The 26236-nt window shown below is 56.7% G+C and carries 22 protein-coding genes; 15 read left to right on the top strand and 7 right to left on the bottom strand.

The features are described 5' to 3' along the window. Position 1: 1 nt before the first annotated feature. Together ACQUQU_RS17710 and ACQUQU_RS17705 are read right to left on the bottom strand one after the other, a co-directional pair. Positions 2 to 1027: a TRAP transporter substrate-binding protein gene (locus ACQUQU_RS17710; protein WP_430461041.1), complete on the bottom strand. Its 1026-nt coding sequence runs from the start codon at positions 1025 to 1027 to the stop codon at positions 2 to 4. A 409-nt stretch (positions 1028 to 1436) separates the two neighbouring features. Continuing rightward, the gene (locus tag ACQUQU_RS17705; RefSeq protein ID WP_430461040.1) at positions 1437 to 2681 is read right to left on the bottom strand and encodes a LysR family transcriptional regulator; all 1245 of its coding nucleotides are present in this window, start codon (positions 2679 to 2681) and stop codon (positions 1437 to 1439) included. Between the two features lie 183 nt (positions 2682 to 2864). Here ACQUQU_RS17705 and ACQUQU_RS17700 point away from each other — a divergent pair, with 183 nt between their 5' ends. From ACQUQU_RS17700 to ACQUQU_RS17665, 8 genes are all read left to right on the top strand, one after another. Beyond that, a complete protein-coding gene (locus ACQUQU_RS17700; protein WP_430461039.1) occupies positions 2865 to 3884 on the top strand; it encodes an amidohydrolase family protein in 1020 nt (339 codons plus the stop codon). 10 nt (positions 3885 to 3894) lie between these two features. Next, complete coding sequence (locus tag ACQUQU_RS17695) at positions 3895 to 4572, top strand: 4-carboxy-4-hydroxy-2-oxoadipate aldolase/oxaloacetate decarboxylase (protein WP_430461038.1); 678 nt, start codon at positions 3895 to 3897, stop codon at positions 4570 to 4572. Continuing rightward, entirely contained in the window at positions 4565 to 5623 is a 1059-nt protein-coding gene (locus ACQUQU_RS17690) for a 4-oxalomesaconate tautomerase (RefSeq protein WP_430461037.1), read from the top strand. Before ACQUQU_RS17695 ends, ACQUQU_RS17690 begins: the two co-directional genes overlap by 8 nt. A gap of 403 nt (positions 5624 to 6026) precedes the next feature. Continuing rightward, positions 6027 to 7325: a hypothetical protein gene (locus ACQUQU_RS17685; protein ID WP_430461036.1), complete on the top strand. Its 1299-nt coding sequence runs from the start codon at positions 6027 to 6029 to the stop codon at positions 7323 to 7325. 240 nt (positions 7326 to 7565) lie between these two features. Next, positions 7566 to 7985, top strand: a complete 420-nt coding sequence (locus ACQUQU_RS17680; protein ID WP_430461035.1) for a MarR family winged helix-turn-helix transcriptional regulator — start codon at positions 7566 to 7568, stop codon at positions 7983 to 7985. Positions 7986 to 8060: 75 nt separating this feature from the next. Beyond that, a complete protein-coding gene (locus tag ACQUQU_RS17675) occupies positions 8061 to 11204 on the top strand; it encodes an outer membrane lipoprotein-sorting protein (protein ID WP_430461034.1) in 3144 nt (1047 codons plus the stop codon). Next, positions 11205 to 12572, top strand: coding sequence for a DUF1302 family protein (locus ACQUQU_RS17670; RefSeq protein ID WP_430461033.1), 1368 nt, complete (start codon positions 11205 to 11207; stop codon positions 12570 to 12572). It abuts the gene before it with no gap. 11 nt (positions 12573 to 12583) lie between these two features. Then, the gene (locus ACQUQU_RS17665) at positions 12584 to 13480 is read left to right on the top strand and encodes an alpha/beta fold hydrolase (protein WP_430461032.1); all 897 of its coding nucleotides are present in this window, start codon (positions 12584 to 12586) and stop codon (positions 13478 to 13480) included. A gap of 84 nt (positions 13481 to 13564) precedes the next feature. Here ACQUQU_RS17665 and ACQUQU_RS17660 read toward each other — a convergent pair whose 3' ends face one another. Beyond that, positions 13565 to 13819, bottom strand: coding sequence for a DUF1145 domain-containing protein (locus ACQUQU_RS17660; protein ID WP_430461031.1), 255 nt, complete (start codon positions 13817 to 13819; stop codon positions 13565 to 13567). A 93-nt stretch (positions 13820 to 13912) separates the two neighbouring features. Next, entirely contained in the window at positions 13913 to 14692 is a 780-nt protein-coding gene (locus ACQUQU_RS17655) for a hypothetical protein (RefSeq protein ID WP_430461030.1), read from the bottom strand. A gap of 188 nt (positions 14693 to 14880) precedes the next feature. Between ACQUQU_RS17655 and ubiE the strand changes: the two genes are divergently transcribed. The 7 genes from ubiE (at position 14881) to ACQUQU_RS17620 (ending at position 21875) form a co-directional block, all read left to right on the top strand. Next, a complete protein-coding gene (gene ubiE / locus ACQUQU_RS17650) occupies positions 14881 to 15630 on the top strand; it encodes a bifunctional demethylmenaquinone methyltransferase/2-methoxy-6-polyprenyl-1,4-benzoquinol methylase UbiE (protein WP_430461029.1) in 750 nt (249 codons plus the stop codon). Position 15631: 1 nt separating this feature from the next. Continuing rightward, on the top strand, positions 15632 to 16267 hold the full coding sequence (locus ACQUQU_RS17645; RefSeq protein WP_430461028.1) for a ubiquinone biosynthesis accessory factor UbiJ: 636 nt from the start codon (positions 15632 to 15634) through the stop codon (positions 16265 to 16267). 6 nt (positions 16268 to 16273) lie between these two features. Continuing rightward, the gene (gene ubiB / locus ACQUQU_RS17640) at positions 16274 to 17923 is read left to right on the top strand and encodes a ubiquinone biosynthesis regulatory protein kinase UbiB (protein ID WP_430461027.1); all 1650 of its coding nucleotides are present in this window, start codon (positions 16274 to 16276) and stop codon (positions 17921 to 17923) included. A gap of 426 nt (positions 17924 to 18349) precedes the next feature. Beyond that, positions 18350 to 19711, top strand: coding sequence for a sodium-dependent transporter (locus ACQUQU_RS17635; RefSeq protein WP_430461026.1), 1362 nt, complete (start codon positions 18350 to 18352; stop codon positions 19709 to 19711). A 166-nt stretch (positions 19712 to 19877) separates the two neighbouring features. Next, complete coding sequence (locus tag ACQUQU_RS17630) at positions 19878 to 20165, top strand: hypothetical protein (protein ID WP_430461025.1); 288 nt, start codon at positions 19878 to 19880, stop codon at positions 20163 to 20165. Positions 20166 to 20203: 38 nt separating this feature from the next. Continuing rightward, positions 20204 to 20665, top strand: coding sequence for a GNAT family N-acetyltransferase (locus ACQUQU_RS17625; RefSeq protein ID WP_430461024.1), 462 nt, complete (start codon positions 20204 to 20206; stop codon positions 20663 to 20665). Between the two features lie 169 nt (positions 20666 to 20834). Beyond that, a complete protein-coding gene (locus ACQUQU_RS17620) occupies positions 20835 to 21875 on the top strand; it encodes a sensor domain-containing diguanylate cyclase (protein ID WP_430461023.1) in 1041 nt (346 codons plus the stop codon). A gap of 63 nt (positions 21876 to 21938) precedes the next feature. Here ACQUQU_RS17620 and ACQUQU_RS17615 read toward each other — a convergent pair whose 3' ends face one another. From ACQUQU_RS17615 to ACQUQU_RS17605, 3 genes are all read right to left on the bottom strand, one after another. Next, a complete protein-coding gene (locus ACQUQU_RS17615) occupies positions 21939 to 23414 on the bottom strand; it encodes an aldehyde dehydrogenase family protein (RefSeq protein ID WP_430461022.1) in 1476 nt (491 codons plus the stop codon). Positions 23415 to 24006: 592 nt separating this feature from the next. Beyond that, positions 24007 to 25431, bottom strand: coding sequence for a gamma-aminobutyraldehyde dehydrogenase (locus ACQUQU_RS17610; protein ID WP_430461021.1), 1425 nt, complete (start codon positions 25429 to 25431; stop codon positions 24007 to 24009). A 15-nt stretch (positions 25432 to 25446) separates the two neighbouring features. Then, complete coding sequence (locus ACQUQU_RS17605) at positions 25447 to 26232, bottom strand: ABC transporter permease (RefSeq protein ID WP_430461020.1); 786 nt, start codon at positions 26230 to 26232, stop codon at positions 25447 to 25449. Between the last annotated feature and the right edge of the window lie 4 nt (positions 26233 to 26236).

The following is a 26236-nucleotide window of genomic DNA, read 5'->3' as shown; positions in this document are numbered from 1 at the left end:
ATTATTGAGCACAGGACTCGGCGAGTTCTTTGGCGCGGGCATACACTTTGCGGGCTGGCAGCTTTTTCGCTTCCAGTGCGGCAAGATAGTCTTCGGTCACTTTATCCAGAACCGGTTTCCAGTCCGGGTTGTTAATGCCACCGTCGACCACGTAAATGCTCTGACCTTTTTCAACCGCCTGTGCACGGCCTTTTTTATCCAGCTCGTCGAATACCGCGCCGGATTTTTCAGACCATGCCAGACCAGAATGCTCGTCGATCACTTTCTTCAGATGATCGGGCAGTTTGTTGTAGCTGCGCTTGTTCATGGTGACCACGAACGACAGGGTGTACAGACCACCGACTTCGGTGTGCTTCTGCGTCAGTTCGTTCAGACGGAACACCAGCGCACCTTCCCACGGCAGGCTCACGCCATCGATCACACCGCTCTGAACGGCCTGATACGATTCCGGTGCCGGCATGCCGACCGGCTGTGCGCCCAGACCTTCGAGCAGGCTGGCCACTACCGCCGACGGACGACGGATGCGCAGACCGGCGAGATCTTCCGGTTTGTGAATTTCTTTGTCGGTGGTGTGGATATGACCCAGACCATGGGTGAACAGGAACAGCGGACGGGTGTCTTTGTATTCCGAGGCAATCAGGCCCTCGTCATACAGATGCTCAACAATACAGGAACCGTTGGTCGCGTTTTTCGCCACACCCGGTAATTCAACCACCTGAGTCAGCGGAAAGCGGTTGGCGGTGTAGCCCTGAATGGTGGCGGTAATGTCGGCGATGCCATTCACCACAGCGTCGTACTGTGCCGGTGGTTTGGCCAGTGTGGACGACGGATACAGCTCCACTTTGATTTCACCGTTGGACGCCGCTTCCACTTCTTTCGCCCAGGCTTCGAACACCTGTTTGTGCGGAGACGATACCGCCGGAAAGTGGTGGGCAAAACGCAGCGTGTATTCAGCCGCGTTGGCCGCCATACACAGGGTTGACGCTGCCAGCAGAGTGATGCCGGATTTAACGAGCGATTTCTTCATTCTGCACTCCTCGAGAATTTTTATATTTATCTTCTCAAACGTTTGAGGCCTGAGCCCGGAATGAAACCTCAGTCCTGAACACGACCGGCTGATGTCAGGCCGGGGCCTGACGGGTTTCTCAATGGTCAGGCTGAAGCTATCACCCGGGGTTTTGACTGAACAATTCGATCGTCCGAACGGGCATTCAATTTTGATATAGCACCCATGTGTCAGCAGCCTGTTTCCGGTATTTCAGAGGGCGTATTCGACGAAAGCCGAACCCCATGAGCATGGCAGGTCTTTCCGCAGATTCTGCGCAGAGAAGACCAGCACTTACCTGAATTTTCTGACATTTTTAGCACACCGTCAGCGATTCAAATGTCAGTTTATGCAGTCTTTACCATTATTGGTTTACGGCTATTCATTCCTGTCAGGCGTCCTGTGACAGCGCCTGGCGGTAACTCTCAATGGCGTTGGCGTGGCGGCGCAGAATATCGATAAACGCCTGCTGCGTGCGGGTCGGGCGCCAGCCCTTGCGCAGACTGATGCCGATGGGCCGGTACGCGTGGCGGATCGGAAACGGCAGAATGCGCAGCGTGCCGTCGGCCAGCTCGCGCTGCACCTGATGCGCCGACACCACAGTCAGGCGGTCGCTGCCTTCCAGCAGGCTGCGGATCAGAATCTGCGAGCCGCTTTCGACCAGGCGTTCCGGTACCGGGAAGCCCGCTTCGGTGAAGAAGTTTTCGAAGATGGTGCGCGTCGGTGTGCCGCTGTGCGGCACCACCCAGGACGACCGCTCCAGCAGCGCCATGTCGATGGTCTGCTTCATGTACGGATGGTCCGGCCGGGCGACAATCACCACCTCGGACGAGAAGAATTCTTCCTGCACCACGTCGTCGCCCGGTGCCGGAAAACGCAGCGCGCCGATCAGAAAGTCGATGTTGGCGTGACGCAGGTGATACAGCAGATCGGAATACGGGCCGTCGATCACCGAGATGCGGAAATCCGGATACTGTTGCGAAAATTCAATAATGCTTTTGGGCAGCACCGACGTCCGCGCCAGCGGCATACTGCCGATGCGCATATGCCCCGATTCCTGATGGTGCAGCGAGTGAATTTCATCGCGCCCCTGATCAATTTCCGAGAACGCCAGCCGCGTCGCCCGCGCCAGCGCCAGTGCGGCCTTGCCCGGATTAATCCCGGTGCTGGTTTTTTCCAGCAGCTCGATGCCCAGCAAGGATTCCAGTTCGCGCGTCGAACGGTGCAGCGATGACTGCGACACACCCAGATTACGCCCGGCTTCGCTGAAGCTTCGGGCCGAGGCCATGGCCACCATGGCGCGCAGCTGGGTGGTGGTCACCAGATTGAGTAATTGCAGGCTTTTTACACCCTGTTTACTGCCGCCAAAGCGCAGCGCATCGCGCAGACCGTCGTGAATTAATTCGAAGGCACGCTCCACCCGGCTGACAAAAACCGCACCGGTATCGGTGAGGTACATGCCATCACTTTTGCGTTCAAACAGGGTGGCATCGAGCAGCATTTCGAGCTTGGCAATGGCCTGGGTAATGGCCGGCTGTGAGAGGTAAACCTTTTCAGTTGCTTTACTGATACTTTTGCAGCGCGCAACTTCAAGGAACGCTCTTAAGTGCCTGATATTTATTGTTTTATCGGACATTTGACACCTCAGGGATGAGCATCTTGCGGACGATACTATCTCAAAAACCAATACCTGAACATGGAAAATGAAATAGTCAGCTGGCAGGTGCAACTGAATACTGATGCCATCAGAAAGCGGTTTTTCCGGCGCCGTAACCCATGACGGCAGCCGCTGCTTATCCACCTGCAAGTGAGAAAAAATATGATCATTGATTGCCACGGACATTACACAACAACACCCAGGGCAGTTGGCGAATACCGCGATCAGCAGATCGCTGAAGTCACCCGCGATCCGTCCTTCCGCGGACAGAAAGGCAGCCTGGTGATCAGTGATGATGAGATCCGCGACAGCATCGAAAAGAATCAGCTGCGCCTGCAGAAAGAACGTGGCACCGACCTGACGATCTTCTCGCCCCGCGCCAGCTGGATGGGTCATCACATCGGTAACGAATACACCAGCCAGTACTGGACCGAACATCAGAACGACCTGATCCGTCGCGTGTGCGATCTGTATCCGCAGAATTTCGCCCCGGTCGCTCAGCTGCCGCAATCACCGGGCGTTGACCCGGCCCGCTCGGTACCGGAAATCGTGCGCTGCGTGGAAGAAATGGGCTTTATCGGCATTAACCTGAACCCCGACCCGAGCGGCGGTCACTGGAACGGTTCGTCACTGGCCGACCGGGCGTTTTATCCGATTTACGAAAAAATGTGCGAGTACGATATTCCGGCAATGGTGCACGTCAGCGCGTCGTGCAACGACTGCTTCCACACCACCGGCTCTCATTATCTGGGTGCGGATACCACAGGGTTCCAGCAGCTGGTGATGTCCAACGTATTCAAAGATTTTCCGACCCTGAAAATGATTATTCCCCACGGCGGCGGTGCCGTGCCGTACCACTGGGGACGCTTCCGCGGTCTGATGCAGGATCAGGGCTACGAGCCGCTGGAAATTTCGGCGCTGAACAATATTTATTTTGATACCTGCGTGTACCACCAGAAAGGCATCGACCTGCTGCTGGATATTATTCCGGTCAAAAACATTCTGTTTGCCTCAGAAATGATCGGCGCCGTACGCGGCATTGATCCGGAAACCGGTTTCCCGTTCGACGATACCAAACGCTATATCGACAACAACACCCGCCTGTCAGCCGCCGAGAAACACATGATTTTCGAGGGCAATGCCCGTCGCGTGTTCAGTCGTCTGAAACTGGCCGGGGAATAAGGAGCTCTGTATGCAACAGAATGTCGTGGTGCAACACATTGAACGTGCCGCACAGCACATCATTGACGGGCTGGCCAAACTCGGTGTGGCCACCATTCACGAAGCGCAGGGACGCCGCGGCCTGCTGGCCGAGCACCTGAAACCGATTCAGCAGGACGTCAGCGTTGCCGGTTCCGCCATCACCATTTCCGGTGCCGCCGGTGATAACTGGATGATGCACGTGGCCATTGAACAGTGTCAGGCCGGCGACATTCTGGTGTTCGCCCCCACCTCGCCGTCGAATCACGGCTTTTTTGGCGACCTGCTGGCCACCTCGGCGCAGGCGCGCGGCGTGGTCGGCCTGATCATTGATGGCGGCGTACGTGATACGCGCATTCTGCGCCAGATGAATTTCCCGGTGTGGTCAAAACACGTGTTCGCCCAGGGCACCATTAAGGAAACCCTGGGCTCGGTGAATATTCCGCTGGTGTGTGCCGATGCACTGGTGAATCCGGGCGACATCATTATTGCCGACGACGATGGCGTGGTGGTGGTTCGCCGCGAAGAAGCCGAAGCAGTATTGAATGAAGCGCTGGCCCGCGAGGCCCGCGAAGAAGAAAAACGCGTGCGTCTGGCCAATGGTGAACTGGGGCTGGATATTTACAACATGCGTCCACGTCTGGAAGAAAAAGGGCTCCGATATGTCTGATGCTGCACCCTGCATGTGGATGCGCGGGGGCACATCGAAAGGCGCTTATTTTCTGGCGCAGGATCTGCCCGGCGATATTCAGGCGCGCGACCGTTTTCTGTTGCGCATGATGGGGTCACCGGACCCACGACAAATCGACGGCATGGGCGGCGCTGACCCGCTGACCTCCAAAGTCGCGATTGTGAAAAAATCCGGACGAAATGGCATCGACGTCGACTATCTGTTTTTGCAGGTATTTGTCGATCAGGCGATCGTGACCGATGCACAAACCTGCGGCAATATCCTTGCCGGAGTCGCGCCTTTTGCCATTGAGCGCGGTTTAGTGGCTGCCCAAAAGGAAACCACTGAAGTACGCATTTACACCGAAAATACCGGTCAGATCGCCATTTCCCGTGTGCACACGCCCAACGGCGTTGTGCAGTACGCGGGCGATGCAAAAATTGACGGCGTACCCGGCAGTGCAAGCCCGGTGCTGATCAATTTTACCGATACCGCAGGCTCCAGTTGCGGCAGCCTGCTGCCCACCGGCAACAGCACCGACATCATCGAAGGCACCGAAGTCACCTGCATCGACAACGGCATGCCGGTGGTGATTGTGCGCGCTCAGGATCTGGGAGTCAGCGGACAGGAAAGCCGTGAACAACTGGACAGCGACGAGAAATTAAAAGCCCGTCTGGAAGCCATTCGTTTAAAGGCTGGTCCGCTGATGAATCTGGGCGACGTCACCTATAAATCGGTGCCGAAAATGACCCTGATCAGTCCGGCCATGAACGGCGGCGCCATCGCTACCCGCACCTTTATTCCACACCGCTGTCACGCCTCAATCGGGGTATTGGGTGCGGTCAGCGTGGCCAGCGCCTGCCTGTTGCCGGGCTCACCGGCGCAGCAGATGGCGGTACTCAGCGAGGGTAAAGAACTCAGGCTCAGCGTCGAACACCCGACCGGTGAAATGACGGTGGTGCTGAGCATGAACGACGATGGCTCCGTGGCCAGTGCATCGATTCTGCGCACCGCGCGCAAGCTGATGGATGGCATTGTTTTTGGCGATTAACTGAATATCCGCAATGAAGCGCCATGCCGGTTTTACATTGCCATTGCATTCGCCAATGTATTTATCGCTCTGGCTTTAATGGTATTAGCGAGTATTAACCCGCTTTCATAATTGTTTTTAAAACACCTTAACCGCTATTCAATTCTGATAAACCGCCTGCTTAAAAACCAATAGTGAAAGCAGGAATTGGATATCACAAAGCGAACAGCGGCAGGTAAGGTGAAATGGTCAGATTGGATGACGGTTGCATAAACCGCACGGGCCGGATATCGCGTGAATAACGCATTCACCTTCATTCCGTCCGTGCCGTTTTATGCACCACAGGTTGTCTCAGGTAATACAAAAATAAGATGTACTTAATGCCGCTTTAACCGGCGGAAGACTGATCCAACAGGAGAGAACAATGAAAATAATGCCACACGCCTTAATTGCGCTGTCTGCTGCCGTTATGGCCGTCAACGCTCAGGCGGATTCCTTCCGCGAAGCCCTGCAGGGCGGCAAAATTTCCGGCGAACTGCGCAACGCCATTACCCAGAGTTCACACACCGACGCCTGGGCCGAAGCCGGCGCCGTGAACAACAACAGCACAGGCAACACAGCACTGCGCATTGATTACGCCACCGCGGCCTATAAAGGTCTGAGCTTTGGTGTTGGTTTCCAGACCAGCTGGGACTGGGGTCTGCAGGACAAAGATACCGGCCGTGCGTTCGGCGGTGGTGACGGTGAAGACGATACCCGTAACACCATCCATGCGACCGACATGGTGCAGGGTTATATGAATTACGCCTTTGACCCGGCGTCGACCAAAACCAATATCCGCCTCGGCCGTCAGAAAATTGTAAGCCCACTGCTGATGAACAGCGGTGCCTGGCCAATGCAGGATTCGTTCGACGCCGTGGTGATTAATAACCAGGATCTGCCGGGCACCAGCATCAGCGCGATTGCCGTTAACAGCTGGAATACCCGTTTCGGCGCCTCGGCAGACGCCGCCACCAGCAACGACAAACACTACGATAATCCGGTGATGTCGCTGTACCTGACCAACAAATCCGTGGATGGCCTGACCGTTGAACTGCAGTGGCTGTCCAACGACAACGACGAAACCATCGGCGACGGCCCGGTTGCCGTTGGCAGCAAAGGTCCTTACGTCACTACCTTTGCCGGTTTCGATTACAACCTGGGTGATTACACCGTATCGGCGAAATACCTGACCTCTGATTTCGATGAAGACTCCAACACCGAAGGCACCAATGTGTGGGGCGTACAGGGTAAAGCCAAAGTGGGCGGCGTGACGCTGCAACTGGCCCACACTCAGGTGGGTGACGATGCCAACTTCCCGGGCACACTGGGCCACGTGCCGCAGTTCCGCAGCTACAACAACACCACCATCGACTGTGATCTGTATGCCGGTCTGGGTACCACGGTCGTGTCAGCCGCGCACGGTCTGGGCGTTGAAGGTCTGATGGCGCAGGCGTCTTACGCTATGTGGTCACAGAGTGATGAAGGTCAGGCCGCCAGCGGCACGGATTTCGACGGTGGTTATGAGCTGGCCATCGACCTGCAATACAAGGTGCCAAGTGTTCCGGGCCTGTCGACCCGTCTGCAACTGTCACAGATGGAATTCGGTGAAACCGCCGGTGCCAGCCGTGGCGATGAGAACGCTCTGACCTATGGCAAGCTGGGTGTGAACTACGCCTTCTGATCTTTCTACCGTTAGTGAAGTGAAGCTACGCACGATGTCGCACCTATGGTGCTCTCCCCGGAGGTCCGAAGTTCCACGGATCTCCGAACTTCCCAGCTCTCTGAATCAGGGCATTTAATGGGGCTTGCCGGCGGAAACTCCTTCTCCGCCGGCCTTTTTCTTTATCGCAAGTTATCTCCCTGCCTGTGAAATCGGTACTCTGCAAGCTATGATGCGGAGGTCTGCCAACGGGGTTCTGCTATGACCATCCTTCCCTGCTACAACCTGAAATTGCGTCAGGCCGACCGTGTACTGACCAGTTATTACGACGAAGCGTTACGTGATCTCGGTATTACCATCGCTCAGTTTTCGCTGCTGCGTGCGTTGTCGTATATGAAGCAGACTTCCCAGAAAGAACTGCAGCAGGCACTGGTACTGCAGCAGACCACCCTCACCCGCAATCTGCAGCCGCTGATCCGCAGCGGTTATGTTCAGACCAACCCCAGCCCGGAAGATGGGCGCGTCACCCTTGTCTCCCTGACAGAAGAAGGCAAGTCGTTGTTTAAGCAGGCAAAAGTGCGCTGGGATAAAGCCCAGCAAGCCATCGCCAGTCACCTTGGACCAGAGCTGACGCAGCAACTGCTGAACGTCGCCGACGGCATTCTGGCTCTGCGCAACTAAAAAAATTTTGCACATTAGATGCAGATACATGTATATATGAATGCACATACATGCAAACTGCATTGAGGATGTGCGATGAACAACTGGATCTTTCTTGGAATACGCCGCCCGTGGCTGGTTATTATCAGCGGGTTGTTACTGATGTTTGCCTGTGCCAGCGGCCTGAAACTGCTGCACAAAGATACCCGTGCCGATGCCTTTCTGGAGCAGGACAACCCGGCGCTGGTGTACAAAAACCGCGTACAGGAAGTATTCGGTCTGAGCGACCCGCTGATCGTCGCGGTATACGATCCCTCGGCGGAGGGCATCTACCGTCTGCCAACGCTGACGCTGGTAAAACAGCTGACCGATGAATTAAATCAGCTGCCCACCGTGAACGCGGCACTCACACTGAGTCTGGCCAGCGAAAATAATATTGTCGGTTCTGCCGACGGGCTGGATGTTGCGCCTTTCTACGATCTGCTGAACAGCGGTACACCGGCGGATGTACGCCGCGCCATAGAACAATTCCCGCTGTATCACGGCATGCTGGTGTCGGACGATGGTCAGATGACCATCATTGCGCTGGAGATGTACCACGATGATCAGGCTGAACAGACCTACAACGCCGTGGCCGGCATCGTTAACAATACGGCGCTGCCCGCGGGTGTAACACTCTATGTTGCCGGTGAAGGTGCCGTGCTGGGTTTTCTTGGTCAGTACATTGACCATGATGCCAGCCGCCTCAATCCACTGGCCGGACTGATCATCACCGTAATGCTGATTATCGCCTTCCGCCGTCTGGCGCCGGCGCTGCTTGGCAATCTTATTATTGCGGCGTCGGTGCTGATGACGCTGGGAATTATGAGCTATGCCGGCGTGCCATTTTTCGTGATTACCAATGCCATGCCGGTGATTTTAATTGGCATGGCGGTAGCCGATTCCATTCATATTTTCAGTCACTATTACGAGCTGCAGGCCAGCCATCCGCAATGGACACTGCGCCAGTGTGCAGAGGAATCGGTGCGCGTGATGGCGCGCCCGGTGACGCTCACCAGCCTCACGACAGTAGCCGGATTTCTCGGTCTTTATGCCTCGTCTTACATGCCGCCGTTTGAATATTTCGGCCTGTTCACCAGCCTGGGCGTGGTAGTCGCCTGGTACTACTCACTGTTCGTATTACCGGCCTTTCTGACATTACTGAAACCCAGAGTAAGCAAGCGCTGGATCGCGCTGGAGCAGAGCAGCCGTCACGATCTGTTCGCCACACTGATGCAGAAGACCGGCAATCTCGCGTTACAACGCCCACCACTGACGATTACCGTATTTGCGGTGATTGCGCTGGCCGGTGCGCTACTAACCACCCAGATTAAAGTGGATGAAAACCGCATTAATACCTTCCATCCGGATGAACCAATTTCTCAGGCCGATAAAGTGGTGAATGAACACCTGGACGGAACCAACACACTGAACATCATTGTCAGAACGCCGGAAAAGGAAGGCATTTTCGTGCCGCAGGTGCTGCAGGCCATTGAAGATCTGCAACGCTACGCCGAGACACTGCCGCACGTAAATGGCTCAGTGTCGGTGGTGGATTATCTGAAGCAGATGAATAAATCACTGAATGAAGACCGTGCCGACGCCTATGTGCTACCCGCCAACGCAGAAGCCGTTGCCCAGTATTTTCTGCTCTACTCCAGCAGTGGTGACCCGGACGACTTTGACGAAGAAATTGACTACGACTACCGCCTGGCGAATATCCGCCTGAATCTGGATAACGCCGCGTACAGCGAAACCCGCCCCGTTATCGAAGCGCTGCAGAATTACATAGATACCCACTTTAATTCCGCCGCGGCCAGTGCCAACCTGAGCGGCCGGGTGCACGTGAATTATCATTGGATTAAAGAGCTCGGCCGCAGCCATGCGGTCAGTGTCGGGATTTCGCTGTTGTGCGTGATGCTGGTATCGGCGCTGTTATTCCGCTCGTTTTCCGCCGGCGTACTGGCGGCATTGCCGGTGGTATTCTCGATTCTGACCGTGTATGCCGCCATGGCGCTGCTGCATATTGACCTTGGTATCGGTACCTCCATGTTTGCCTCGGTTGCGATTGGCCTGGGCATCGACTTTGCGATTCACACCCTGGAGCGGTTAAAGGCACTGGTTGCCGATGGTCTGCGCGATGATGAGTTATACCAGGCATTATTCCGCTCCACTGGCCGCGCCTTGCTGTTTAATTATCTGGCCATTGCCTTTGGCTTCGGTGTGTTGATCACATCCAAAGTCGTACCGCTGACCAACTTCGGCACCATCGTCGTGCTGTCGGTCAGTATGAGCTTTATTGCCTCGCTGACCTTACTGCCGGCGCTGGTCAAACGCCTGCGCCCGGCCTTTATTTTCGGCGATGAACAAGCCATTCCCTCTGTATCCGCCAACAGCGCTTTACTGCAGATTGCACTGCCGGTCAGCATTGCCCTGCTTACACTACTGCATCATGCACCGGTGCAGGCTGACGAACGGAATACGCTGGACGCGCTGACCATTGCGCAGAAAGTGAACGCTGTGGACGAAGGCCAGCAAGCCAGCAGCCTGTTGCAGATGACGCTGACCGATAACCGCGGCAAAGAGCGGCAACGGACCACCCAGACCTTCCGTAAATATTACGGTGACGATAAAAAGACCCTGTTCTTTTTTAATGCGCCGGCCAATGTCAAAGGTACCGGATTTTTAACCTTCGATTATGAAGCAATGGAGCAGGAAGACGACCAGTGGCTGTATCTGCCAGCGGTGCGCAAAGCACGGCGCATTTCGGCTTCCGACCGCGGCGACTACTTTATGGGTACCGACTTTACCTATGAAGATATCAAGCAGAATGGCCGCATCAGCCTGCACGATTACACCCTCAGCCGCCTGCCGGATGACGGCTTTTATTTACGGCTGCGCGCAGAACCAAAAAGCACAGAAATTGCTCAGGAATTAGGCTACGGCGAGGTTATTTTTACCATTAATCCGGACAACTGGCTGGTGATTAAAAGCGACTACCGCGACCCGAAAGGTGTAGCGCTGAAAACCACCGAAATCAGCGACATCCGTATGGTAGACGGCATCTGGACGCGTCACCGTTTATTGTGCAAAAACCATATTTCCGGGCATCAGTCGCTGTTCGTTTTTTCCGGAGTGGATTACCGCAATACGCTGAACGACAATCTGTTCACGCAGCAAAGCCTGCGCCGGGGGCTGTAAATGCGCCGCCCGATAACCACGGTTGCGCTGCCATTACTGATGCTTTGCGGGCAGGTTCATGCGGAATTAACGCAGCAACTGCGCTGGGATATTGCCCTCAGCGATGGTGAACAACGGCTGCAGAAATCGCGTTTAACCTATCAGCCGCAATGGCAGACGCAGGCCGGTACCACCCGTTTTACCTTGATTCCGCGACTGGCACTGGAACCGGCGGGCGACGTGCAGGGCTATGTGAGCGGTGCCGGGCAAGGCGCAGAGCAACGGCCGGCTTCCTATCCGCGTGGTGACATTAACCTGAACGGCCCGCTGTGGTGGCACGCAGCCGCACGGGCGGAACTTGCCGAAGCCTATGCCGATTCCGATGTGAATGTGCTGGGTCAGCAATGGTCGTTGCGCAGTGGTAAGCAACAGGTTGCCTGGGGGCAGGCCGATGGTTTCCGCGTACTGGATATTATTAATCCGCAAGATTTACGCGAATTTAATTTACCCGATGCGGAAGACTACCGCATACCGCTGTGGATGCTGAACGCGCAGCTGACGCTGAATAACGATCAGTCTTTGCAGTTGCTGCTGATTCCCGACCTGACCTTTAACGAACAGGCCAACGCCGACAGTCCGTTCGCCATTACCAGCCCGGAGCTGGCGCCACAAAGCGGACAGTCACCGTTGCCGCTCCCTCTGCCGATCAACGTTCAGCCGGTTAAACGCCCGGCACAGAACAATCCGGAAGTGGCACTGCGCTGGTCGGCTTTTATTAACGGCTGGGATCTGAGTGCCAGCTATTTTTCCTTTTACCACGATAATGCGGTGATTGTTCGCCGCTTAAATATCAACAACAACCAGCCCACCAGCATCAACGTGCAGGCGCAGTACCGTCGTGCGCAGCTGCTGGGTGTCAGCGGCAGCAACGCCTTTGGCAGCTGGGTATTACGCTTTGAAGCCGCACATATAAGCCGCTCTTTTTTTCTGCGCAACGATTTAACCCACGATGGTATTCAGCAGAGTCCGGAGTGGCAGCAGGTTACCGGGTTGGATTATCAAGGCATAAGCAACACCCTGCTCAGCTATCAGTTTTATCTGAGCCATATCAACACCTACGACCCGGCGGTCATCCGTGCCCGCAACAATATCCGCCATACCCTGATGCTGAAACATAACCTGCTGAACGACACGCTGGAATTACGTTTTTTCACCTTGCTGAACCGCGATTATAACGATGGTCAGAACCGCGCACAGATCACCTGGCAGGTAAACGACCAGTGGTCGTTGTGGGGCGGTGCTGATCATTTCTTTGGTAACCGGGCCGGACCCTTCGGCCAGTTCTCTGACGCCAGCCGCCTCGTGCTGGGCTGCGAATATTCTTTCTGAGAGGTCATGCTATGAATCCGATCACCCTACTGCGCGTACGCAACCGCATCAGAGGTACCCTTTTTCCACAGGCCACCGCCCGGCCTTTTATCCGGCGTTTTTTATCACCGCGCCGCCTGCCCGCCAAAGACTGGGAAAATGCCGCCGAACAAAGTGCAGAACGCATCACCTTCGGCCCGCAACAGGCATTAAGTGCGTTGCGCTGGCACCCACGGGCCGATTACGGCCGCGCGCAACGCATTCTGCTGGTACACGGCTGGGAAAGCCGGGCAACGCACATGATGACACTCGCCGATACACTGGCGCGGCAGGGATTTGATGTGTTCGCGCTGGATGCGCCGCTGCACGGTCAGTCCGGTGGCGAGCGTTCGAATCCGGTGGAATTTGCCCGCGCCATCTGCGAAGCCGATATTGCCTTCGGCCCTTTTACCGGCGCCGTCGGACATTCCATGGGGGGTGCTGCACTGGCCATCGCCCGTGGTATGGGAACAACGGCGGAGCGCTACGTACTGCTGGCGGCACCGGCGTCGTTGCTTGAGGTATTGCAGGGGTTTGCGCAATTTATTGGTCTGCCGGACAAAGCCGCAAAAGCCTTTATCAGCGGCGTAGAAACGGAAGTCGGCGTCGCGGCAGCAGAGCTGGATACCGGCCGTTTACTGGCCACCGACCAACGCCCTACGCTGTTAATTCATGCCGATAATGATGTGGAAATTCCGGTAAGTGCCATGCAGCGCATCCGCCGTTTTCTGCCACAGGCGGAAATCTGGACTCCGGCGGCACTGGGGCACCGGCGTCTGCTGCGTGACCCGCTGGTCGCGGAGCGTGTACGCACGTTTTTGCAGGAGGTCGGTTTACCCGATGCCATAGGTGGGGTTGCAGTTGGCGTTGAACTGTATGAGCGGGACTAACCGGGGTGAAAATGGCGACAGAGCCGGTGTCTGTGGTCGCTGGGGCGGGGAGACAGGACAAAACCCCCTGCACCAGCGGATCAATCAGGCGGTTTTTTCGCTGACGAAACGGCGCAGGTGGAAAATACCGAACACCAGAATCAGGCCAGCGTCTTTCATCACGTCCTGGCTTTTGTCACGGAAGGCGATAAAGAAATACAGCACTTCCAGCAAATGAATGGCGCCGATCACCAGACCCGCTTCGCGGAACCAGCCCGCTTCCTGCTGCCAGTTGAAAACGTACGCCAGAGCAACCGCCAGCCAGAACATGAGGGTGGCGAATTTATTGAAAGCCAGCATGAAAAATCTCCGCAGGTGAATGAGCGGGCAGAATAGCCCAAACCGGCGGATGGATCAGGGTGCGTTTCTGCCTGTCAGTGGGTGCAGCGCCAGTCAGTCGCTGTTGTGTTGTGCACTCAGGCGCTCATGGCAGCCGTTGTTCACATGCCCGGCCAGCTGACGGTCGATCACGGCCTGAATTTTTGGCTGCAGTGCGCGCAGCCGCTCGGTGTCGGCCAGCTGAATCTGCAGGGGGGCGCAGCCCACGGTTATCGCACCTTCGCGGATGCTCAGGTGCTTGGGGATGTCGGTGTTCGGCAGATACCAGTCCCACACCCCGCGCTCTATCACCATCAGGCGCTGACTGTCTTCCGGCGCGTGCAGCAGGCTGTCGATCATGGAGGCTTCGTCGATGCGGTCGATGCGGGTCAGAAAGCCCGAGCTGAACAGCGGGTCTAAGGTCGGGTAACGGTAGCCGAGGTGAGCGATCACTTCACTGCCTTTAAGCGCCGCCAGACTCAGCGGCTCGTAGGTCAGGTCGTTGCGGTACAAGAGTACGTCTTCGAGCCAGACACCGACATCCAGCCATAAATAGCGCCCGGCATCCGGCGCCCAGTAGGACGATTCCATGCGGCCATCAAGCTGACCGGCTTCGAGCATAGGGCGCGAGCGCAGAATCGGCAGTTCTTCCAGCACCAGTTCGATGTCCAGTTCATCCAGCGCACGACGCAGCGGGTCGATCAGGCGGCCACGGGCGGCTTCGCCGTCGTTGTCGTGAATCACGTACGGTGGGTAGGTGTCTTCCGGTACGGCAATGGTCAGGCGCTCTCCGGCGCTGGCCGCAACCGCTGTCAGTAACAACGGCAACAGCGCTGTTTTGATCTTCGGACTCACAGCATGGCTCCTTTGCTGAGTATGCCTCCAGTGTAGCCGCCGCCGCGGGTGAGCGTCATTTGCAAATGGCGTCAGTTCTTACCAACTGGTCAGGGATGTCCGGCCACCCGACACAGCGCAAGACATTCACCCGTCACGGGGCTAAAATGGCCGCCCTATTTCAGGTGAGACGCGGGAGTAACGGTCGCATGTCCGGTGAAAAAACCACCCACTTTGGCTACAAAACAGTAGCAACCGAAGAAAAACAGGCCATGGTTGCCGACGTGTTCCACTCCGTGGCGGCTAAGTACGACCTGATGAACGACCTGATGTCGTTCGGCGTGCACCGTCTGTGGAAGCGTTTCACCATCGACATGAGCGGCGTGCGCCCGGGCAACAAAGTGCTGGATCTGGCCGGCGGTACCGGCGACCTGACCCGCAAGTTCTCCAAAATTGTCGGCCCGACCGGCAAAGTGGTGCTGGCCGACATCAACTCGTCCATGCTCAACGTCGGCCGTGACCGTCTGACCGACCAGGGTTACGTGGGCAACATTGAATACGTTCAGGCCAACGCCGAGTGTCTGCCGTTTGAAGACAACACCTTCGACGTCATCACCATTGCTTTCGGTCTGCGTAACGTGACCGACAAAGACGCGGCCCTGCGTTCCATGGCGCGCGTGCTGAAGCCGGGCGGCCGTCTGCTGGTGCTGGAATTCTCCAAACCGACCAACCCGCTGATGAGCAAGGCCTACGACCTGTACTCGTTCACCGCACTGCCATTCATGGGCAAGCTGGTGACCAACGATTCTGAGTCGTACAAGTACCTCGCCGAATCCATCCGCATGCACCCGGATCAGGAAACCCTGAAGGGCATGATGGAAGAAGCCGGTCTGGTCCGTTGCAGCTACCACAACATGACCAGCGGCGTGGTTGCCCTGCACCGCGGAATCAAACCGTAAGATGCTCAGGCTGCCGACCGAAGTGCTGCAGGCTCTGTGCGTGCCGGTGGAGGCCGCCGTTAATCATGTGCTGCGCTACGACCCGCCGGCACTGACCGCCCTCAGCCGTCATCAGGGCCGCCTGCTCGGCCTTAACATCGACGGCATCAGCCCGCTGTATGTGCGCATACTCGATACCGGCATTGGCCTCAGCTTCAGCAACGAAGCCGTGGCCGACGCCACCTTAAGCGGCAGTGTGCGCGACTTTCTGGCCCTCGCCGGGGCTGACGACAAAGCCAATACCCTGATCAACTCCGCCATTGATATGGACGGCGACAGCGAATTTGCCATCGCCCTCACCCGCGTGGCGCAGACGCTGGATATCGACTGGGAAGCCGTGATCGCACCGGCCACCGGTGGCCTGCTGGCGCATCAGATCGGCAAAGGCCTGCGTGGCCTGCTCAGCTGGGGCAAAAGCACCGGCAGCACCTACCAAACCGCGGTAAAAGATTATCTGGAAGACGAAGCCCAGCTGGTGACCCCGAAGCCGCTGATTCAGCAGTTCGCCGATGACGTGGACGACCTGAAGCTGGCCACCGACCGTCTGTCCGCCCGCATCGACCGCCTCATCGAGGCCTCTGCTCAGTCCAAGGAATAACGGCCCGTGGCAAACCTCTGGCGTCTCTGGAAAATCCTGTTCGTCTTTACCCGTTACCGTCTCGACAGCCTGCTGCCGGTGGAACAATTACCACTCGGCCTGCGCATTCTGCTGTGGCTGGCGCCGTGGCGTCTGAACCCGGTGCCATCACGCATGGGCCGTGGCGAACGTCTGCGTCTGGCGCTGGAAGCACTGGGTCCGATCTTTATTAAATTCGGACAGATTCTGTCGACCCGCCCCGACCTGATTCCGGCCGATATTGTTAAAGAATTAAAACGCCTGCAGGACGACGTTCCGCCGTTTGCCAGCAACAAGGCCATTGCCTTAATCGAAGAACAGCTGGGCAAACGCATCGCCGAATTATTCGCCGAATTTTCGGTCGAGCCGCTGGCGTCGGCCTCCATTGCTCAGGTACACGCCGCGCGTCTGTTCAACAGCGATGGCAGTGCCGGCAAAGAAGTGGTGGTTAAAGTCGTACGTCCGGGCATCGAGAACGTGATCGAGCGCGACCTGCAGCTGCTGGAAACCATGGCACGCCTGCTGGTGAAATACTCCGCCGACGGCCGCCGCCTGAAGCCGCTTGAGGTGGTCGAAGATTACCGCCACACCATTTACGGCGAACTGAATTTAAGTGTCGAAGCCTCCAACGCCACCCAGTTGCGCCGTAATTTCAAAGACTCCGAGCTGCTGTATATGCCGGAAGTGTACTGGGAATACACGCGCTCCAAAGTCATGGTGAGCGAACGCATTTACGGTATTCCGGTGGCCGATATCGACGCCCTGCACGCGCAGAACACCAATATGAAACTGCTGGCCGAGCGTGGCGTGGAAATCTTTTTCACCCAGGTTTTCCGCGACAGTTTTTTCCACGCTGACATGCACCCGGGCAATATTTTCGTTTCACGCGAACACCCGCAACGTCCGCAATACATCGCCATCGACTGCGGCATTGTCGGCACCCTGACCGAAGAAGATCAGACCTATCTGGCGATGAACATGCTCGCCTTCTTTAATCAGGATTATCATCAGGTCGCGCAGCTGCACGTTGATTCCGGCTGGGTTCCGGCCAGCACCAAAGTGCACGAATTAGCCGCCGCCATCCGCGCCGTGCTCGAACCCATTTTCGAAAAACCGCTGGCCGAAATTTCCTTTGGTCAGGTGCTGATTCAGTTATTCAGCACCGCGCGCCGCTTTAATATGGAAGTGCAGCCACAACTGGTGCTGCTGCAGAAAACCCTGCTCAATATCGAAGGTCTGGGTCGTCAGCTGTATCCGCAACTCGATTTGTGGAGCACCGCCAAACCCTTCCTGGAACGCTGGATGCGCGAACGTTTTGGCCCCAAAGCCGCGTTTAAAGAATTAAAGCGTCAGCTGCCAGGCTGGATTGAAAAAGCCCCGCAAATTCCGGGTCTGGTGCACGGCGCCTTAACCCGCCTGAACCACCTCGACGACACCCAGCAGGCACTGCACAAAGAAATCATCGCCCTGCGCGAAGAACTGGCCGAAAGCCGCGCGCTGAAACGTCAGCAGAGCATCGCCACGCTGGCCATCGCCAGTGGTTTGTTTGTCTGGTGGCAGGCCTTTGCACTGGGTCTGCCGGAAATGCTGGGGCTGGGTATTTCCGCCGCCGGTATTTTATTGCTGGTGACGCGTTAAGCGCAGAGCGTTCTTTTCGGAACGCTCGCCTTAATACTCATCTCAATATCCCTCGTAATACCCCTCGTAATACCCCTAGTAGCACCCCGCTGGCATCCAAACGTGCCGGCCGGGCTATTCCTGTAAGAGTCATTACGGTAAGAGTCAGCCCGGTAAGAGTCAGTCCGGTACATGCGTTTTTTATCCTGCCAATAATCCCACAACGCCCGGCCAGACCCGCCGCAACAACGAACCTCCGCCCACCCGCCGCCGCGCTTCCGTTATAATCCGCCGCTTTTGCAGTCGCTGCGTCCGATGCGCAGACGGCTATTCTTTGATGACCGGCAGCGCCGCGCCCATAAGGTGCGGATGTCCTGTGACAGCCTGCCGTCTGCACCTGTGGCGTATGGCCGCCGGTGACCACGAACGACTCAGGAGTGACTTCCGATGGCAGATGCCAGCTCTGTAACCAACGCCCCGGCGCGTGGCCGTTTTTCTTCCCGCTCGGGCTTTATTCTGGCAGCGGCCGGATCGGCCATCGGCCTGGGTAATATCTGGGGTTTTCCGACACAGGCCGCGCAGAATGGCGGCGGTGCATTTCTGCTGATTTATCTGGCCATGGTGTTTGTGCTGGCCTACCCCATGCTGGTCGCCGAGCTGACCATTGGCCGTCTGTCGCAGCAGAACCCGATCAGCGCCCTGCGCAATCTGGCCAGCGGCCCGCAGACGCGCCGCATTGCCACCGTCGGCGGTGCACTGGGTGTGTGTGCGTTGTCGTTGATTCTGAGTTTTTACGCCATCGTCGCCGGCTGGCTGGTCGCTTATATGCTGGCGCCCGTGTGTCAGTTGCTGGGCCTTGAGGAGCTGGCGGGCTGGTTCACCGGATTTTCCAGTTCACGCAATCTGGCCATGATGCTGGTGATTATGCTGCTCACCATTCTAGTGGTGCGCGACGGCGTCAGCAGCGGCATTGAGCGCTGGTCCAAACGTCTGATGCCAACCCTGCTGGTGTTACTGGTGGTGCTGGCCGTTTATATCCTGAATCAGCCCGGCGCCATGACCGGCCTGCGCATGTACCTGCAACCGGATTTTCAGCAGATTTCACCGGACCTGTTCGTTAATGCCATGGGGCAGGCGTTCTTTTCGCTGTCGCTGGGAGTGACCGGCATGATGGTGTACGGCAGTTATCTGGCGAAGCAGGAAAATCTGCCCGCCACGGCGGCTATGGTCGCCGGTCTGGATACCTTAGTGGCCTTTATCGCCGGCCTGCTGATTATTCCGGCCATGTTTGTCGCCCAGCAGAATGGCGTCACCATTTACGCCGCTGACGGCAGCCTGCTGTCGTCGGATACCCTGGTGTTTACCGTACTGCCGGCCATGTTCGACACCATGGGCAGCGCCGGGCCGTTTCTGGCCATCGGCTTTTTTGCCCTGCTGACCATTGCCGCCATTACGTCCACGATTTCCATGCTGGAATCTCCCGTGAACATGGCCTGCGAACAATTTCAGCAACCGCGCCGCAAAATGAGCTGGCTGGCCGGCGGTTTAATTACTCTGGTGTCGGCCACCGTGGTGCTGAATTTCGAAGCCCTGTTCGGACTGGTGATTACCGCCACCACAGTGTACGCCCAACCCCTGCTGGGCATGCTGTACGCGCTGCTGCTGATGTGGGTGCTGAAACGCGACCGTCTGCTGAACGAACTGAAACAGGGCTTCCCGGAACTGGAAACCTCCCTGTTCTGGAAAATCTGGCCCTGGTACGTGAAATTCATCTGCCCGCTGATGATTCTGCTGGTGTTTATTCACTGAGGGCCAACCCGATCGTTTAACGGATGCCGCCCATCGTTTAACGGATGCCGCCGTCTTTCATCGGATGCCGCCCATCGTTTAACAGATGCCGCCGTCTTTTAACGGATGCCACACCTCGGGCATACTGAGGCGGCGCAGTTGAGCGCTCAGGCCGGGACGGCATCCGATGAAAACACTTTTCGTATTCCTTCTTCTGCTCTGCCCCGGCGTGGCACTGGCGTCGAATTTCGGCGATCTGCCGGCGGTGCTGCCGGTGTTCTGGCTGGCATTGATCGTCTCGTTTTTTATCGCCGTATCCAAAGCGTCGGCGCCCGCCACAGAGCGCACGGATACGGACGCAGACGCTGCACCCAAAAAGCCAGGCTTCGATATCGGCGCCTTTGTTTTATATCAGCTGCTCGGCGTCGTGCTGAGTGTCGTACTGCTGGTGATTCTCTGGATTTTCACCCTCTGATGGTTTAAAGCCGCCTGTTCTGCGCGTAAGGAATGCCCATGCAACTGCGCCCCGCTGTCTTGTCTGACGTTCCCGCCTTGTCTGAGCTGGTGCGTTCGCTGGCGCATTTTTATCTGACCGATAGCACTCAGACATTGCCGTTCTGGTTTGCCGATACCCTCACGCCCGACGCCTTCAGCGCGCGCCTGCAAAGTGCAGACTACCGGACGCTGGTCGCCGCAGGGCAGAACGGCGATTTACTCGGCTACATCACCCTGAAACAACCGGCGCACCTGTATCACCTGTTTGTGCGCGAAGACCAGCATGGTCGGGGGATCGCCCGCGCCCTGTGGCAGCAGCTGCAACAGCAGACGCCCGCCGTTACCCCGTTCACCCTGCGCTCATCGCTGTTCGCCGTGTCCGTGTATCAGGCGCTGGGGTTTGTCTGTGATGGCGACGCCGGCCATAAGGACGGCATCGGTTTTCAGCCTATGGTTCTGCACACAGCCAAACCTGCCTGATCAGACTTTTACCCCCACGTAAGTACAAACCTGTCTTTCGCGCAGGCCGCTGCGGCGGTGACTGTTACCGGATATCTGTCTTTCGTTACTCAGTGCGCTCAACACTAGTACAACCCAAAACTCAGCATCTAGACTGAAAGTCTCCGTAAAGCACCACGGACACTTGCGCATGACCGACCGAACCATGACTCCGGAACTCGAAATTCAGGTATTGAAATCCGAGGTTAAAGTTCTGATGGATCTGATTCACAACTACGAACGCGACAGTCACCATCTGCATCAGGTCGTGAACAATACCGGCGTGGGCATCTGGGAGTGGAACGTTCAGACGGGCGAGACGGTGTTCAACGAACGCTGGGCCAACATCATTGGTTACACCCTCGATGAATTGCAGCCGGTAAGCATTGATACCTGGCTCACCTACGCGCACCCCGAGGATCTGAAACTGTCGGAAAAGGCGCTGAAAAAACACTGGGCCGGCGACAGCAACTGCTACATCTTTGAATCGCGCATGAAGCACAAAGACGGTCGCTGGATCTGGGTCTACGACTCGGGCCAGACGGTGGAGTGGGATGCTGACGGCAAGCCGCTGCGCATGATAGGCACGCATCTCGACATCACCAGCCAGAAGCTGGCGCAGATTCAGCTCGGCATTTTAAATAAACAATTAACCGAACTGAGTTACCTCGACCCGCTGACCCGCATTCCCAACCGCCGCGCGTTTGAAGAGCGCCTGCAAAACGAAATGCACTCCGCCCGCCGTGGCCGGTATCCGCTGTCGGTGCTGATGATTGATATCGATTTCTTTAAACAATTTAACGACGCCTACGGCCATCAGGCCGGTGACGATGTATTGCGTCAGGTCGCGGAACGGATTCAGAGCAGCCTGCCACGCCGCACGGATTTTCTCGCCCGTTACGGCGGCGAAGAACTGGTCGCCATTCTGCCGCACACCACCAGTGCTGGTGCCAGCAAAGTGGCGGGCCATATTATTGAGCAATTCCGGCAGGCGAATATCGAACACAAACAGGCAGACGTACGCTATCTGACCGTCAGCGTCGGTATTTCATCGTCCAGCGTGGCACTGGACGAGCTGGTCGCACAGGCCGACAAAGCGCTGTATGCAGCCAAAAATAACGGCCGCAACCGCTATGAAGTGCACGATCCGGCCAGAGACGACGAGCAGAAAGACTTGTCGGATGCAGGTTAAGTGCTGCTGACGCACTGCGGTTAGCAGCGCCCGCAGCGGGTCTGTTGAGTCTTTTGGCCGTTGCTATTGAATATACCAACCCCAGGGCTCGTCACTGGCGTACGCCGTGATCTGCTTGGTTTCAAAATAATTATTAAGTCCCCAGCGTCCCAGCTCGCGACCAATGCCGGATTTTTTATAGCCGCCCCACGGTGCCTGCGAGAACGTCGGTTGCGAGCAGTTAACCCAGACAATACCGGCGCGCAGGGCTTTGGCAACCCGGTCGCAGCGTTCAAGGTCGTGTGACATCACGGCCGCGGCCAGACCAAATTCGCTGGCGTTGGCCAGGCGGATGGCATCGGCTTCTGTCGCGAACGGATTTACACACACCACAGGGCCGAAGATTTCTTCTTTCCACACAGCCGAGTCCAGCGGCACGTCGGCAAAAATGGTCGGCTGCAGAAAATAGCCCGTCGTCAGATGCGCCGGGCGCTTGCCACCGCTGGCCGGTTGAATGCCCTGTTCTCTGGCCTGATTAATAAAGCCCAGCACTTTCTGATACTGACCTTCCGACACCAGCGGGCCGAGCAGAATGCCACTTTGCATACCATTGCCTATGGTGATTTTCTGCGCTTCGGCGCACAGGCGTTCGAGCAATGCCGGGTACCGATTTTCCTGCACCAGCACGCGCGAGGTCGCCGAGCACACCTGCCCCTGATTCCAGAAAATACCGAACATAATCCATTCAACGGCTTTTTCGATGTCGGCATCGTCGAACACAATAAACGGCGATTTTCCGCCGAGTTCCAAACTCACAGTGCGGATGTCTTTGGCGGCAGCCTGCATAATACGGCTGCCCGTCGCCACCGAGCCGGTAAAGGCGAGTTTATCGACCAGCGGGTGTTCGGCCAGTGGCGCTCCGGCCTCAGCGCCATAGCCGGTAATTAAATTAAAGACACCAGCAGGCACCCCAGCGTGCTGAATGATTTTTGCCAGCTCCACACACGACAGCGAACACAGCTCAGACGGCTTGAGCACAATACTGCAACCGGCGGCCAGCGCCGGAGCGACTTTCCACACCGCCATTAACAGCGGGTAATTCCACGGCACGATGGCACCGACCACACCGACCGGGTCCTGCACCACTTTGCAGCGGAAACGGTCATCGCCCACGTCGATGGTTTCTTCGGAGTGGGCGGCCATGTCTTCGGCAAGGTCAGCGTAATAATCAAAGCAGAAGGCGGCATCGCCCACGTCCCAGCGCGCTTCCGGTAATGGCTTGCCATTGTCCTGCACTTCCAGCGTGGCAATCATTTCCAGCCGTTCGCGGATTAATTGCGCAATGTTGCGCAACACCGCACCGCGCTCGGCGGCGGTCATACGCACCCAGGGGCCGTTATCGAACGCCCCCCGCGCGGCCTGCACGGCGTTGTCCACATCCTCTGCGGTTGCCGCGGCAATCTGCGCGAAGACCTGTTCAGTGGCCGGGTTAATTACATCAATGGCCTTGCCCTGCACCGGCGCAATAAATTCGCCGTTAATAAAAAGTGCTGTTGTCATACGTTGTCCGTCATTCGTTGGCTTTCGTCAGAGAAGCAGTGCCTGTGCCATGCCAGTGGCTTGCACGCTTTTTCCTGTGCAAAGGCAACAAACCACAGACAACCTGGTGGGTAATGCCCACCCTACGAACTGTTCTGAATCCGCTGTTGCGTCCCTGATAATTCTACGCGGCTTGCTGCGCCGCCGGTTTTTACCGTTATTTTCCAGGACTTCCGGCATGGATGCCGGATAAGCGCACATCACGACAGGGATGTCGTGTGTGCGCGTGCCGTCAGAAAATAACAAAAAAACCGGAGATAAGGTGCAGCGCCGCAAGAGAGGATCGGAAGGAGATACTTCTCCTTGCAAGACCAGGGGCCGAAGGCCCTAAAGCACCGTTCATATTTCGACTGACGTTCGTTCCTCACTGCTCAGCAAGAACGGTTTTGCCGGCTGACCAATGACATTTCCACGCGGAGCGTGTGAACGAGAAAAAAGCCAGCCCTTGGGCTGGCGCAAGATCGCGGTGTTACCACCAGAATGGAATCAGTGCTTGATCATCACGTGACGGCTCTGTTTGGCGTGTAATCTTCCTGTGCGCCCAGTGCGCGCATCAGTGCTTGATCATCACGTGACGGACCGTGGTGTAATCTTCAAGACCGTACATGGACATATCTTTGCCATAGCCGGACATTTTCATACCACCGTGCGGCATTTCATTGGTGAGCATAAAGTGCGTGTTCACCCAGGTGCAGCCGTATTGCAGGCGTGCACTTAAACGTGCGGCGCGACCGGTATCGGCGGTCCACACCGAAGACGCCAGACCGTAGTCGGAATCGTTGGCCCAGGCCAGCGCCTGTTCTTCGGAATCAAATTCGGTAATGGACACCACAGGGCCGAAGACTTCTTTGCGTACAATCTCGTCGTCCTGTTTGGCACCGGCAATCACAGTCGGCTCGTAGAAGAAGCCATCACCCGCCGGAATTTTACCGCCGGTGGTGACGCTGATGTGCGGCACGGCGCGGGCACGTTCAACAAATTCGGCGACTTTCTGTTGCTGCGCTTTGGACACCAGCGGGCCCATTTCTGTGCCTTCTTCGTACTGAGTACCTATTTTAATGGTTGATACCGCTTCGCTCAGTTTTTTCACCAGATCTTTATAGATGCCTTTCTGCGCATAAATACGGCAGGCAGCGGTGCAGTCCTGACCGGCGTTGTAAAAACCGAAGGCGCGCAGACCATCAACCACTTCGTCGAGGTTGGCATCGTCAAACACCAGCACCGGCGCTTTGCCACCCAGCTCCATGTGCGTGCGTTTCATATTGCTCACACCGGAGGCGACAATTTTCTGGCCGGTCGGAATAGAACCGGTCAGCGACACCATGCGCACCTTGTTGCTGGTTGTCAGCGGCACACCCACTTCCAGACCACGACCAAAGACAATATTCACCACACCCGCCGGGAAAATATCCTTTAACACTTCGCCCAGTTTCAGCGCGGTCAGCGGGGTAATTTCCGATGGTTTCAGCACCACGGTATTACCGGCAGCCAGTGCCGGTGCCAGCTTCCACGCCACCATCATTAACGGGTAATTCCACGGTGCAATAGAAGCCACCACACCCACAGGATCACGACGGATCATAGAGGTAAAACCCGGAATATATTCCGCCGCGGCAGAGCCGGTTAAACAACGGCTGGCACCGGCAAAAAAGCGGTATACATCGGCAATGGCCGGAATTTCGTCGCCCAGCATGGCGCTGAACGGTTTACCGGTATTGTCGGCTTCCAGTTTGGCGAATTCTTCGCCCATGGCTTCAATTTTGTCGGCCAGTTTCAGCAGCAATAACGCACGGTCTTTCGGTGCGGTCTGGCTCCAGCTGTCGAAGGCTGCGTCGGCGGCATCAATGGCGGCGTTCACCTGAGCTTCGCTGGCTTCGGCAATGCTGCATAACACAGTGCCCGCCGAGGGATTGAATACGTCCAGTGCTGCACCTTCACCAGACACCAGTTCACCGTTAATCAGCATTTTGTTCAGCATGCGTATGTCCTCTCGTTATTTGCCACTGCCGGCCACGTCATCACCACCGCGGGTGATCAGGTAGGCCAGCAAAACCGGAATCATGGTGACCAGCATCACCATCAGAGCCACCACGTTGGTGACGGGTACATCCCGCGGCCGTGTCAGCTGATTCAGCAGCCACAGCGGCAGAGGTTGTTCATGACCTGCGGTAAAGGTGGTCACAATCAATTCGTCGAACGAAAGCGCAAACGCCAGCATGCCGCCCGCCAGCAAAGCCGACGATAAATTCGGCAGCATCACATAGCGGAAGGTCTGCCAGCCGTCGGCCCCTAAATCCATCGAGGCTTCAATCAGGCTGTGCGAGGTGCGGCGGAAACGCGCCACCACGTTGTTGAACACAATCACCACACAGAAGGTCGCATGACCAATCACTATGGTGAGCACGCCCGGTTCCAGACCAATGGATTTAAAGGCACTTAATAACGCCAGACCGGTAATAATGCCCGGCAGTGCGATGGGCAGAATCATCATTAAGGTAATGCTCTGCTTACCGAAAAAATCACGGCGGTACAGTGCCGCAGCCGCCAGTGTGCCGAGCACCATGGCAATAGCGGTGGCAATGCAGGCGATCTGCAGCGACAGGCCGATGGCCTCGAGTACGTCTTCACGGGCAAAGGCCACACTGAACCAGTGCAGGGTGAACCCTTTGGGCGGAAAACTGAACGCCGACTCTTCGGTATTAAAGGCGTACATCAGGATGATAAAAATCGGGAAGTGCAGGAATACCAGACCACCCCAGGCGGCTATTTTCAGCCACACAGAT

The sequence above is a fragment of the Thalassolituus sp. LLYu03 genome (assembly GCF_050507655.1).
Lineage (GTDB): Bacteria > Pseudomonadota > Gammaproteobacteria > Pseudomonadales > Oceanobacteraceae > Venatoribacter.
This window is presented reverse-complemented; position numbering and strand designations above follow the sequence as displayed.

Coding starts and splice junctions, on each gene's coding strand:
- ACQUQU_RS17710 (WP_430461041.1), bottom strand. CDS start 1,027: ATGAAGAAATCGCTCGTTAAATCCGGCATCACTCTGCTGGCAGCGTCA.
- ACQUQU_RS17705 (WP_430461040.1), bottom strand. CDS start 2,681: ATGTCCGATAAAACAATAAATATCAGGCACTTAAGAGCGTTCCTTGAA.
- ACQUQU_RS17700 (WP_430461039.1), top strand. CDS start 2,865: ATGATCATTGATTGCCACGGACATTACACAACAACACCCAGGGCAGTT.
- ACQUQU_RS17695 (WP_430461038.1), top strand. CDS start 3,895: ATGCAACAGAATGTCGTGGTGCAACACATTGAACGTGCCGCACAGCAC.
- ACQUQU_RS17690 (WP_430461037.1), top strand. CDS start 4,565: ATGTCTGATGCTGCACCCTGCATGTGGATGCGCGGGGGCACATCGAAA.
- ACQUQU_RS17685 (WP_430461036.1), top strand. CDS start 6,027: ATGAAAATAATGCCACACGCCTTAATTGCGCTGTCTGCTGCCGTTATG.
- ACQUQU_RS17680 (WP_430461035.1), top strand. CDS start 7,566: ATGACCATCCTTCCCTGCTACAACCTGAAATTGCGTCAGGCCGACCGT.
- ACQUQU_RS17675 (WP_430461034.1), top strand. CDS start 8,061: ATGAACAACTGGATCTTTCTTGGAATACGCCGCCCGTGGCTGGTTATT.
- ACQUQU_RS17670 (WP_430461033.1), top strand. CDS start 11,205: ATGCGCCGCCCGATAACCACGGTTGCGCTGCCATTACTGATGCTTTGC.
- ACQUQU_RS17665 (WP_430461032.1), top strand. CDS start 12,584: ATGAATCCGATCACCCTACTGCGCGTACGCAACCGCATCAGAGGTACC.
- ACQUQU_RS17660 (WP_430461031.1), bottom strand. CDS start 13,819: ATGCTGGCTTTCAATAAATTCGCCACCCTCATGTTCTGGCTGGCGGTT.
- ubiE (WP_430461029.1), top strand. CDS start 14,881: ATGTCCGGTGAAAAAACCACCCACTTTGGCTACAAAACAGTAGCAACC.
- ACQUQU_RS17645 (WP_430461028.1), top strand. CDS start 15,632: ATGCTCAGGCTGCCGACCGAAGTGCTGCAGGCTCTGTGCGTGCCGGTG.
- ACQUQU_RS17635 (WP_430461026.1), top strand. CDS start 18,350: ATGGCAGATGCCAGCTCTGTAACCAACGCCCCGGCGCGTGGCCGTTTT.
- ACQUQU_RS17630 (WP_430461025.1), top strand. CDS start 19,878: ATGAAAACACTTTTCGTATTCCTTCTTCTGCTCTGCCCCGGCGTGGCA.
- ACQUQU_RS17625 (WP_430461024.1), top strand. CDS start 20,204: ATGCAACTGCGCCCCGCTGTCTTGTCTGACGTTCCCGCCTTGTCTGAG.
- ACQUQU_RS17620 (WP_430461023.1), top strand. CDS start 20,835: ATGACCGACCGAACCATGACTCCGGAACTCGAAATTCAGGTATTGAAA.
- ACQUQU_RS17615 (WP_430461022.1), bottom strand. CDS start 23,414: ATGACAACAGCACTTTTTATTAACGGCGAATTTATTGCGCCGGTGCAG.
- ACQUQU_RS17610 (WP_430461021.1), bottom strand. CDS start 25,431: ATGCTGAACAAAATGCTGATTAACGGTGAACTGGTGTCTGGTGAAGGT.